This window comes from Megasphaera geminata F0357, from assembly GCF_000239275.1.
Classification (GTDB): Bacteria; Bacillota; Negativicutes; order Veillonellales; family Megasphaeraceae; genus Megasphaera; species Megasphaera geminata.
The window spans coordinates 1-10,416 of record NZ_JH417613.1; the positions used below are offsets into that span (position 1 = coordinate 1).

Genomic DNA, 10,416 nt, shown 5'->3' on the forward strand with positions numbered 1-10,416 from the left:
ACGGACCGGCCCGTTCACGGGAACTCTTTATTATACCGAAACAGGCAACGCCCGCCGTCGGCTGCCCTGCATGTTTTAGCGGAAAATATTTATTCCCGGCCCTAAAATCCTCACACTGTTCAAAACGACCGCCAAAGTCGCCGTATTATGAATAACGGCGGCCCAAAGAGGACTGATTCTGCCTAAGGCGCCGAGAAGCATTGCCGTCGAGTTGACAAGGATCGTAGCAGTGAAATTCTGGTTGATGACCCGCATCGTCTGCCTGCCGATTTGTAAGGCATCGAACAGTTTATCCGGATCTTCCGAGCGGATGGTAATTGCGGCCGATTCGGCCGCAATATCCGTTTTCTGGCCGCCGAGACTGACGCCGATATCGGCAAAAGCGAGAGCCGGTGCGTCGTTGATCCCGTCTCCGACCATCATGACATTGCCGCGCTGCTGCAGTTCCATGACATAATTCGCCTTATCTTCCGGCAGGATTTCCGCATGGTAGCCGTCAATATCCATGGCGTGCGCCACATCGGCCGCTACTTCCTTGGAATCCCCCGTAAGCATGATAACTTCGTCCACACCGATACGGCGCATGCGATTTAAGGTCTTCTTCATCCCCGGGCGAACGGGGTCCTGAATTGTGAGAAACCCGATATATTCCCTGTTTTTGGCTACAAAAAGAATATTCTTGCCCCATGTCGCGGGAACGGTAACGGGAACGTCATCGACACCTTCTTCTTCCATAAAGCGCCTGCTGCCGACGAGGACATCGCCGCCGCTGTATGTTTCAAACGGCGGCACGGTCGCCTTCATGCCGCGCGCAACAACAGTGGACGATGTTTCGTGAGGCGGTGTTTCCCATTTATTGTCCCTGACATACTTCTGAATGGCCACGGCTAAAGGATGGACGGAGTGCATTTCCGCCGAAGCGGCAAGGAGAATCAATTCCTTATCGGAAATCCCCTTTGCCGTTTCGATATGTGAAATCTGCGGTACGCCGATAGTAATCGTGCCCGTCTTATCAAGGACAACCGTATCGATAGAGGAAAGATTTTCAATATAGTTGCCGCCCTTAATCAAAATCCCCTGCTTCGCAGCCACACCGATAGCCGCGGAAATAGCCGTAGCCGTCGAAAGTTTGAGGCCGCATGAAAAATCAATAAAGAGCAGGTTCAAAACGCGCTGCCAGTCTTTGGTGGCGCCGTAGACTATAGCGGCGCCGATAAAGGATACGGGGACAAGCATATTGGCCATCTTATCGGCAAAATTCTGGACAGGCGCGCGCCGGGTCTGCGCTTCCTCGACAAGGTGGATAATCTGGGCCAGGGACGTGTCGTCACCGACTTTCTCAACGAGGATGACGAGGTCGCCCACTTCAATGACGCTGCCGGCATAAACAGCCGAACCTTGCTGCTTAATAGCCGGGTTCGATTCGCCCGTAATGGATGCCTGGTTAACGGCGGCATTGCCGCTGACCACTTTACCGTCGACACAAATTTTTTCGCCCAGATGAACGGCAATATAGTCTCCCGGTTTCTCACAATTCAACAGGAACCTTGCGTTCTTTGCCGTTTTCGATAATCCATACATCGCGCTGGTCGAGCTTTAAAAGACCGGAAATCTGGCTGCGCGCCTTCTCGGCCGCATATTCGGTAAGCATTTCCGCACCGTTTGAAAGAGCGAGGAGAGTCAGGCTTGATTCCGGTTTGCCGGAAAGCACGGATGCGATAACGGCCGTTGCCGTCAATGTATCGGCATTAGCCCGGCGGTCTTCAACAAGCCCCATAATGCCGTTGCGAATAAACCGGCGGGCAATGAAAAGGGTAAAGAGGCGCCGTGCCAGAAGGACGGAATCATAAAAGCCGGGATTCGTCTTGCGGAGAATGTTCATTAAAATAAAGCCGCCTACGGAAAGGATGGCTTCACGACGATACACGGATGCATCCAGAGCGTCTCTGTTCTCTTTTTTTACGCCCCGTTTGTCTTCAAATTGACGGATAAACCGCGAAATGGCACGCATATCCAAAATGCCTTTATAGTACAGTACAACCTCCTTATCCGTTACCGTCGCCGCCACGACACTGTGAATACGCCTTAACTGCGCACCCAGAATCGGCCGCATCGGCATCGGCAAAAAGGAACGAAGCTGCACCCTGTAGCAACTGACCATACTGCTTACCTACCTTCCCCGCAAAATCGCCACGGCCCACCAGAGCATCTGCGGGCCGGAAGGCATTTCACCCAGCGTCACCATACGGCGGATACCTCGAACGATCAGAATAAAAGACACTAACGAACGTAAATCAAAGAGATGATGGGTCCGTTCATATAATAAGCGCTCATCGTCGACATAACTTCCTGCAGCGTATGTTTATACTCCGACGAAGGCTGTCTGCCCGGATCGCAGGGGGCCGCCGTACAAATATCGGCCGCGTCCGTACGTGGACAAAAGAAAAAACGGTTTTCTAAAAACACTTCGACGCGTCTGAAAATATCATCGTTTTCAGCACGTAAAAGGATACTGCCGACGACGGGATTGACGCTGACCGACGTCACGCCTTTTACCTGTTGCAAGCCGTTTTGTAAAATATCAGCCGCTTCGGGATTACCGATAAGAGCGAAAGCTCTGTACCGTCTTCTGCCGGGCACGGCAGATACGCAGACAAGCGAAGGTACCTGCCGGGCGGTACGGCGGGCAGGACGGAACGGCGCCGTCCGCACGGGACGGGCAGGCACAACATGCTTTGTACCCGCGCCGAGGCTGAAATACTTATGAACCGCTTTCCCGATAGACGCACCTAACATAAATCCTGATATATAGGACACGATTACGGCCTCCTTTCCACATGGGTCCTTATATAGTGTTCAATTTCAGCCAGTTCACGATTGGACCGTAATATCTGCGGCTTATACATAAGTAAAACGGAACCTGTCACCGTATTGACTTCGACCGTATCTATTTCTTTATATGATGAAATATATTGATAAACCTGAGCGCTCAAGCTCTTATTATTGACAAGGCGGTTACTCTGCAAGCGAATGCGGCCGGGCAAATAGGATCGGACCGATACGGCCTTCATTATAAAATCCCACTTTGATACAGGTATCATCATGACTGCTTTCGAACTCCTTTATTATACCATTTTCCGCTTATTCAAAAAAATCGGCATTTTTAAAGAAAACTGCCGCCACGAATGGCGGCAGTTTTCTGCATATGCCGTTAACCCTGTTCAGCTTCCTGAGCCGCAATAAGGTCTTCCAGTTCTTCTTTCTGGCGCTGTAATTCAGCCAAGGGAACGTTTGCCGCGACGCTGCCCACTGCAGGCTGCTGCATTGCGAGCAACTGCTGTTCTCTTTCAACCATCAATTTATAACCGAAAACGCCGGCAATGACGCCTACACCTAAACCGATCCAAAAATCGCCGTTTTGAAACATAATACACAACTCCTTTGCTAATGACGTTAAGCAACATATCCTGCTTGTTCTCAATTATAATACTCGTATTGAGAATCGTCAAGTGATTATTTGAAGACTCTTACAATTTTTTATCTGCAATTATGCGTTCCAAATATGCATGGAAATCTTCTCCCAATTCGGGGTTACGCAGTGCATATTCAACAGTCGCCTGTAAAAATCCCAGCTTACTGCCGACATCATAGTGCCTGCCAGCAAAACAATAGGCATAAGACGGGTTCTCTGTAAGCCATTTCTTTAAGTGCGTCGGTCAACTGTATTTCCCCGCCCTTACCGGGCCGCGTCTGCTGCAGCACCGCAAATATATCAGGCGTGATGATGTACCTTCCCAGTACGGCAATACGGCTCGGCGCTTCTTCAAGTGACGGTTTTTCGATCATATCGGTTACACGGAAAACAGGTGTTCCCGCTACGGGCTCACCCGCGACTATACCGTATGAAGAAACTTTTTCAAGCGCCACTTCCTGACACCCCAGGACGGTTGCCCCGACATCATTGAATACATCTATCATCTGTTGCAAAGCCGGACTGGTTTTATTATACACAATATCGTCGCCCAGTAAAACGGCAAACGGCTCATTGTCTATAAAAGATTTGGCACATAAGATGGCGTCACCAAGGCCGCGCATATGTTTTTGACGAATATAATGGATATTGATGTCGGAAATATCGCGCACAAGCTTCAGCAGATCGCCTTTACCGGTCTGTTCCAAATGCTGTTCCAATCCCGGAGTCGTATCAAAGTGGTCCTCTATGGCCCGTTTAGCATGGCCGCTGATGATAAGGATTTCTTCAATACCGCTGGTCAGAGCTTCTTCCACTATATATTGAATAGTCGGTTTGTCGACAATGGGCAGCATTTCTTTCGGCGTCGCCTTCGTAGCCGGTAAAAACCGCGTGCCGAAACCGGCTGCCGGAATTACGGCCTTTCGTATTTTTTTCACAAGCACCCCTCCCTGACCGCTTTACTCGAACCAGCGGCTCAAATCGAATTCTTCACCGATGGCTTCGCAGATATACCCTTGACCCAGATAGAGGCCCAAAAGCGACAACGTGGAAACACGAAGCATCGTACTGTCCCAGATATCACTCATATCGGCGAGTATGGGAGAAATACTTTCCATTACATCAAGCGCTTCTTCACCGCTGAAATCGGCAGGACGCTTGCGGGCAAGCCGCAAGAGCCGTTCTTGCGTATGCCGATCTTCAATACCCGCCAAACGGAAGAAACGCGGCGCCATCGATTCATCAATGAGAGCCAATTTATAGAGCGGCGAATTAAACGACTGCACAACAAATTCAGCCGGCATATACTCGGTCGTTAATGCTTTGCGCAGTTCTTCTTCCGTAAACCCGCGATACCGGAAAAGGAGCGGGTAGGACTCGCCGAGAAGCGCCGCGAATGAAGTGCCCTTCGTTTCTACGGCCGTACAGTGAAGGTAATCAAGCTGCTGATAATACGGACGTTCCGTCGGGAAACGATCAACATGGGCAAGACATATTTATCAATATATTGAATAAACGTTTCTTTATCCACGTTATGTGAATTACGTGAATAGAGAAAAAGCAGGAGCAATGCCAGAATCTGATAATGAGGACGGGTCAGGACCGGCATTACCTTCAACGCGTCGGTTGCTACCAGATGGCGTGTCGATGTCCGGGAGCAATGAACGACATCCTTAAACGCGCGTAAAGCAAGGGTCTCGACGAACGGCTCCGGATGCGCCGTATAAGCTTTCTGCACCTGCCGTAACGCATCCTGTACTTCAAAGGACATGAGCACCTGCTCCCGTTCCTCATCCGTAGCGGCTCCTGCGGCCGTAAAAGCGGCGCCCGTGATGTATCTGACCTGTTGCTCGAGGTGTATACCGGTAAACGTATATTGCCCGAGGAAGTGCTTCGTACAGCGTCTGATCAGCGGCGAATCGATAAGATCCGTATCATTCCAGGGCTCAGGGGAGCCGTGCTCAGCCGTATTTACAGTCGACGCTGCCGGCCGTGCCGTCTCAGATCGGGCTTCTTTCCCGCCTTTTTGCGGCGGCGAGGCGTCTTTCGTGTCCGTTGTCCGATTATCGGCAGGCTCATGTTTCAAAATGTCAGCGGCAAGCGGCACAGGCTGTGTCGCGCCGAGTGTCAGCTCTTTTGCCGTCGGTACAGTCGTTTCCCGAGCCGCCAGATCAGCCGCAACGACGGCGCCCAACCCGGCCAGGGACGTATCGGACGGCTCTTTCTCCGGAGAATTGCCGCGCGCATTTTCAGCAACGGCTCGGGCTTTGTTCATAGCCGCCTGCATTTCGTCACGACGAAGCACACGGGTGCTGTCCGCATCGTCGGCCACCTGTTTCTCCCGTTCCGATTTATAAAGGATTTCGCCGCCTTCATTAACAATTTCACCGTTCTTCGTCAAGTAGCCTGTCGCGCCTTTGACAGTTCCTTTTTTATGCACCTGCACGGCTGCGGGTTCCCTGTGTCCGGTTTCCTCCGGCCGCTGCGGCGCGGCGGCGCTTGCCCGCGGGGTTTCATATTTTTCCGCCACTTTAGTGCGGTGAGCAGCATTTTTTACCGTCTTATGTTCACCTGTATGATGCGGCTCGGAATCGTCACCGGAATAGACGAGATAACAAACTGCAAAAAACACGAAAATCATACCGATTACCAATATATACGGCAAATACTGACTCATGTAAATACACTCCTCTACCTGCTGAAATGAACTCGTTCTGTATAATTGTATCACACCGGCGTTACTGTTTGTATCTTTTTCCTGTATCTCCTGTCGGAAAATTGTTAGACAAAGAAAATCTCCCGCTCTATAATAAAAAATCATAATGGCTTTATTTTTATATTTTACAATCCGGAGCAGTGCTGCATGAAAAAATATAAAACTGTCCTTTTTGATATGGACGGCACCGTATTGGACACGCTTGATGAGCTGACAAACAGTTTGGCCGCCGTTTTCAAAATGAATAACCTGCCTGTCCTCGACAGAGAATCCGTCCGGGCCCGGTTGGGCTACGGCTATGCCGGCCTTATTGCCCGTTCGGCGCCGCAGACCGCTAAAGAAGATCGGGCCCGCCTGGTCAACGAGTTCAAAGAATATTACGGCGCCCATTGCAGGGGCACAACATTTCCGTACACACATATCCCCGCCGCCTTACGCCGGTTACGGGAAAAGGGATATCGGACGGCTATCGTTTCAAATAAGGGACAAGCCGCCGTTTCCGCCCTGCACGATGAATTTTTCACGGGCCTTGTCTCCTTTTCGCTCGGCGAAACGCCCGATTTACCGAAAAAACCGTGCCCCGACATGCTTTATGAGGCCTTGCACCGACTCAATTCCACTCCGGACGAGGCAATCTACGTCGGCGACTCGGAAGTAGATAAAAAAACGGCGGACAATGCGGGAATGGATGTTATCCTCGTTTCCTGGGGATTTCGGGATAAGTCGTTTTTACAACGTCTCAATCCTGCGTATCTGATTGATACAGCAGATGAATTGAACCGCATCTTGTAGCGTTTTTTCTCTCTGCGGATATAGCGGCCCCGGAACCGGTCGGGAGGAAAAGGATTATCCGTCAGCAGGCACCGCACCGCACCGGCACAGCCGTGAATGCCGTCGGGGCGGCGCAACCATAAAGAGCCGGGGATTCTCTGCGCGTTAAATGTCAGGAGAACCCCCGGCTCTTTACTTGAAAATCATAAAATAAAACGGGAATTTCATTTTATTATACCCTCTTCCGTCACTAGTACAACTCGTTCTGGTATCTTGTAATAGCTTCCGACATCGGGCTGTCAAAAAGGGAGGAATAGGACTCACCATGATGGTGACGGCGCCCGTTTCTTGCCGTTACAGGTTTGCGTTCCGTCGTTACTGCGGGAGTTACGGCCTTCTTTCGCGCGGCAACGGACAGGGTATCTTCCGCCCTTACGATACCTGCGCCGATTTCCTTATCAAGAGCCGTCCGGATATTCGCCGGAAGAGGCTGCCTTGTCATCAGTACGATCTGTTCCGCCCTGTAATCGGGCAGAACGCCGCCGAATTCCTTTTCACCGGCCATGGCAATAACTATGTCCGTTGTTTTCTTCATGAGCAGCGCATAATCGGTCTTACTCATAATAACGGGTTTCATAACTACAGCATCTTTATAAGTGACTTCCCGTTTAATACGGCGGTTGACTTCAGGCAGCGTCCCCCCCAGGATACCGACGACAAGTGTATCGTTATCCCAATACAATACGCCGTCATCATAAAAATCCAGCATAGAGCCGTATGTATCATTGAGAATCTTCATAACCTGCTGCTCCACGGCGACATGCGGAATATACCTGCCGTCAGGCTTAACCGTGTGAAATGCTATATCCGCCGCCGTCGCGCGGCTGACATAACCGGCGCCGCCGGCATTAGCCCCGATATACTCACTGACATAGGAGGGCACGTCCGTACGATTGTACTGTATATAGCGCTGCAATACCGTTACAGCCTCGGCGACAGTAAGCGGCTCCGCCCAGCGGTAATCACCGTTACTGTCGCCCTGCATAATCTGCGCCGCGCTCACGGCCTGTAGGGCCGCATCGGCGGTATCTTTCCGTACTGCAGAATCGTGTGCCCCTAAAGAAGGCGTAATATTGTAGAGCAGGCGGGCAAAATCGCCGCGGCTGACAGGGTCTGCCGGCTTAAATTCATTCCCTTCCGCAAAAGTAAGACACTGCGTGTCATAGAGGTAATCCACCGCAGTCTTATCCGGCACGGATGCCATATCCGTATACGGTGCGGCGGCGGAAGACCAAAAAGTTCCGCTCACGAGAGCAATACACCAAAGACCCGCTAACCGTTTATATTTCATAAGAACAAGCTCCTTAAAAAGCGCCTTATTTAATAACGAGGGCATTACCCAACGCCTTTTTCAGTTTTTTTGCCGTACTTGCCGATACGGGATTGGCGTACAAGTTAACCTTCTCGTTCAAGTAATCGACTTCGACTCTTGCTTCGCCCTCTTCTTTTTCTTTATAAATAGCCAGGGCATCGGCCTGCATCTTCTTATAGTCATTATATGAATACGAGCCCTTGCGGACAATAACGGTATCGGCCGCAATACCGGCATCATTTCTGAACGCATCTTCCAGCTTGGCCCGGATTGCCGGCATTCTTAACGGCTACATACAATTTGCCCCCCTGCCAGTACATGGCCCCGTCATCGGCAAACTTCTTGACGGAACCGTATACCTTGGTGATATCGGCGAAAACACGGGTTTCTACCGTTCGTTCTTCCGTCTGTGTCTTTGTGTTGCCCGTAAGGATACGATACAGAACATTGACGGCTTCACCGCGCGTTATATTCTTCATCGGCCGGAACATGTTGTCCGCACCTGTCATATACCCCGTGGCATGAAGCGTGTCGACCGCTTTTTTGGCCCACGGCGCGACGTCTTTTTCATCTGTATAGTCTACGGCCGATTCTTCTGCCCCGATTCCTTTATAATTCATATAATTATAGGCAATAACGGCAAATTCCTGGCGTGTAATCGCCTTTTCCGGTTTAAAGGAACCGTCTTCGTATCCCTTCATAATCTGTTTATCCACCACAGATGCAATCGCTTTTTCAGACCAGCGGCCCGTCACATCCTTAAAGTCGACAACTGCTGTGCTGTCCCCGCCGATAAGATTATTCAAAATGGACGCGGCACCTTCCCGTGTAATGTCGTCGTTCGGCTTAATGCTCCGCCTATAGCTTACATAATGATTATCATAAAAATATTGGACAGCCTCTTTGCCCCAATACCCGTTAATATCCTTCAATGCCGTCGTATTTCCGCGGCCAATACGGAACCGCTCAAAACGGCGGCGCATGCTGCAGTCACCAGTATTTTCTGATATTTTTTCATCCTGATCGCTCCTGTTCGTAAATACGGAAAAACACCCGCCTTAGGGCCAGTTCTATTTTAGCATAGGCATCCCGGAAGGACAACACGCCTCAGTAACGGCGGAAATTGGCCGCAATTTCCGCCGCGCCGCAGCCGTTAGCCAGGGAAAGCTGTAAGAGGATCTTGGCCTGCTGAGGCGTGAGGGAATCACCGCAAAGGCAGTACTCCCCGTCAGCCCCTTCCGTGACGATACCGCCTAAAACACGGGACGTGCGCACAATGAATATCCCTTCGTCAGCAGCGACGCGCAGCACGGCATCCATATAATCCGGATTCCTGCCGTGTCCCAGGCCTACGAGAATAATCCCTTTTACACCGCTTGCAACAGCCGTTTCAACAAGCCGCGGAGACATTCCTACATGGCCGTAAAGGATCCACACCGGCGGCAGGGCGGCAACGTGAGCGGAGAGTGTTGATGCATATGTATGAAGACGCAACGGAGCCTGATAAAAATAAGGATCCCCGTTTTGCATGAAACCGACGACGCCCAATTGGCGCCCGTGAAAAGCCTGTACATGCGTTGTATCCGTTTTATAGCCGAAACGGGCACTGCAGACGGTGCTGTTCATAGCAATGAGAACGCCATATTTTCCGGCTTCCGCACAGGCTGCCAGCCTGACGGCTTCACACAAGTTAAGCGGTCCGTCGGCACTGACCGCCGTAGCCGGACGCATGGCTCCGGTAATAATGACAGGCTTGTGCGTATGGACGGTAAGATTCAAGAAATAGGCCGTCTCTTCAAGTGTATCCGTACCGTGCGTAACGACGATTCCGTCCACATCGGCACGGGCGGCGATTTCTTCCGTGCGCCGGGCCAGGGCAAGCCACATCCCTTCAGTCATGTCCGAACTGTCCATATTGGCAAATTGCTCCCCTTCAACCGCCGCTTCCTCAGCCAATCCCGGCAAAGCCGCCAGGAGCTCGCCGACAGTCATCGCCCCCGCCCTGTAGCCGGTCAGATCCGACGCGGAACCGGCCTTACCCGCTATGGTCCCGCCGCAGGCAATCATATAAATCTTACGCGCATA

Annotated in this window: 13 protein-coding genes and 1 pseudogene; 1 reads left to right on the plus strand and 13 read right to left on the minus strand. The window is 51.3% G+C overall.

All coding sequences use genetic code 11. The annotated features are described in order from the left end of the window. Positions 1–75: 75 nt before the first annotated feature. The 9 genes and pseudogenes from HMPREF0080_RS07850 to HMPREF0080_RS07875 form a co-directional block, all read right to left on the minus strand. A complete protein-coding gene (locus HMPREF0080_RS07850) occupies positions 76–1,539 on the minus strand; it encodes a heavy metal translocating P-type ATPase (RefSeq protein WP_006790900.1) in 1,464 nt (487 codons plus the stop codon). Continuing rightward, complete coding sequence (locus HMPREF0080_RS11040) at positions 1,529–2,161, minus strand: hypothetical protein (RefSeq protein WP_245527265.1); 633 nt, start codon at positions 2,159–2,161, stop codon at positions 1,529–1,531. Before HMPREF0080_RS11040 ends, HMPREF0080_RS07850 begins: the two co-directional genes overlap by 11 nt. Positions 2,162–2,170: 9 nt before the next feature. Next, on the minus strand, positions 2,171–2,281 hold the full coding sequence (locus tag HMPREF0080_RS11765; protein ID WP_425358120.1) for a hypothetical protein: 111 nt from the start codon (positions 2,279–2,281) through the stop codon (positions 2,171–2,173). Next, on the minus strand, positions 2,281–2,817 hold the full coding sequence (locus tag HMPREF0080_RS09275; RefSeq protein ID WP_050808852.1) for an HMA2 domain-containing protein: 537 nt from the start codon (positions 2,815–2,817) through the stop codon (positions 2,281–2,283). Before HMPREF0080_RS09275 ends, HMPREF0080_RS11765 begins: the two co-directional genes overlap by 1 nt. A gap of 2 nt (positions 2,818–2,819) precedes the next feature. Continuing rightward, positions 2,820–3,104, minus strand: coding sequence for an HMA2 domain-containing protein (locus HMPREF0080_RS07860; protein WP_006790903.1), 285 nt, complete (start codon positions 3,102–3,104; stop codon positions 2,820–2,822). A 107-nt stretch (positions 3,105–3,211) separates the two neighbouring features. Beyond that, the gene (locus HMPREF0080_RS07865) at positions 3,212–3,427 is read right to left on the minus strand and encodes a hypothetical protein (protein WP_006790904.1); all 216 of its coding nucleotides are present in this window, start codon (positions 3,425–3,427) and stop codon (positions 3,212–3,214) included. A gap of 100 nt (positions 3,428–3,527) precedes the next feature. Beyond that, positions 3,528–4,410: pseudogene (gene galU / locus HMPREF0080_RS07870) on the minus strand (UTP--glucose-1-phosphate uridylyltransferase GalU). Between the two features lie 21 nt (positions 4,411–4,431). Next, positions 4,432–4,776 (minus strand): hypothetical protein, encoded by a 345-nt coding sequence (locus HMPREF0080_RS09780; RefSeq protein WP_006790906.1) that lies wholly within the window; start codon positions 4,774–4,776, stop codon positions 4,432–4,434. 110 nt (positions 4,777–4,886) lie between these two features. Further along, complete coding sequence (locus HMPREF0080_RS07875; RefSeq protein ID WP_050808853.1) at positions 4,887–6,149, minus strand: hypothetical protein; 1,263 nt, start codon at positions 6,147–6,149, stop codon at positions 4,887–4,889. A gap of 186 nt (positions 6,150–6,335) precedes the next feature. Between HMPREF0080_RS07875 and HMPREF0080_RS07880 the strand changes: the two genes are divergently transcribed. Beyond that, positions 6,336–6,980, plus strand: coding sequence for an HAD family hydrolase (locus HMPREF0080_RS07880; protein ID WP_006790908.1), 645 nt, complete (start codon positions 6,336–6,338; stop codon positions 6,978–6,980). Between the two features lie 229 nt (positions 6,981–7,209). On the opposite strand, the gene HMPREF0080_RS07885 is transcribed toward HMPREF0080_RS07880, so the two are convergent. The 4 genes from HMPREF0080_RS07885 to HMPREF0080_RS07895 all read right to left on the minus strand — a co-directional run. Beyond that, positions 7,210–8,310 carry an S-layer homology domain-containing protein gene (locus HMPREF0080_RS07885; RefSeq protein ID WP_172633489.1) on the minus strand — a complete coding sequence of 367 codons (1,101 nt, stop codon included), beginning with the start codon at positions 8,308–8,310 and terminating at the stop codon, positions 7,210–7,212. Positions 8,311–8,335: 25 nt separating this feature from the next. Beyond that, positions 8,336–8,611 (minus strand): hypothetical protein, encoded by a 276-nt coding sequence (locus tag HMPREF0080_RS11045; RefSeq protein WP_006790911.1) that lies wholly within the window; start codon positions 8,609–8,611, stop codon positions 8,336–8,338. Further along, on the minus strand, positions 8,568–9,314 hold the full coding sequence (locus tag HMPREF0080_RS07890) for an S-layer homology domain-containing protein (protein WP_006790912.1): 747 nt from the start codon (positions 9,312–9,314) through the stop codon (positions 8,568–8,570). Before HMPREF0080_RS07890 ends, HMPREF0080_RS11045 begins: the two co-directional genes overlap by 44 nt. A gap of 124 nt (positions 9,315–9,438) precedes the next feature. Continuing rightward, a partial coding sequence (locus HMPREF0080_RS07895) for an asparaginase (RefSeq protein WP_006790913.1) occupies positions 9,439–10,416 on the minus strand: 978 nt, incomplete at its 5' end.

Excerpts from the sequence above, each read along its gene's own strand:
- HMPREF0080_RS11040 (WP_245527265.1), bottom strand. The coding sequence starts at position 2,161 with ATGGTCAGTTGCTACAGGGTGCAGCTTCGTTCCTTTTTGCCGATGCCG.
- HMPREF0080_RS07860 (WP_006790903.1), bottom strand. The coding sequence starts at position 3,104 with ATGATGATACCTGTATCAAAGTGGGATTTTATAATGAAGGCCGTATCG.
- HMPREF0080_RS07865 (WP_006790904.1), bottom strand. The coding sequence starts at position 3,427 with ATGTTTCAAAACGGCGATTTTTGGATCGGTTTAGGTGTAGGCGTCATT.
- HMPREF0080_RS09780 (WP_006790906.1), bottom strand. The coding sequence starts at position 4,776 with ATGCCGGCTGAATTTGTTGTGCAGTCGTTTAATTCGCCGCTCTATAAA.
- HMPREF0080_RS07875 (WP_050808853.1), bottom strand. The coding sequence starts at position 6,149 with ATGAGTCAGTATTTGCCGTATATATTGGTAATCGGTATGATTTTCGTG.
- HMPREF0080_RS07880 (WP_006790908.1), top strand. The coding sequence starts at position 6,336 with ATGAAAAAATATAAAACTGTCCTTTTTGATATGGACGGCACCGTATTG.
- HMPREF0080_RS07885 (WP_172633489.1), bottom strand. The coding sequence starts at position 8,310 with ATGAAATATAAACGGTTAGCGGGTCTTTGGTGTATTGCTCTCGTGAGC.
- HMPREF0080_RS11045 (WP_006790911.1), bottom strand. The coding sequence starts at position 8,611 with ATGCCGGCAATCCGGGCCAAGCTGGAAGATGCGTTCAGAAATGATGCC.
- HMPREF0080_RS07890 (WP_006790912.1), bottom strand. The coding sequence starts at position 9,314 with ATGCGCCGCCGTTTTGAGCGGTTCCGTATTGGCCGCGGAAATACGACG.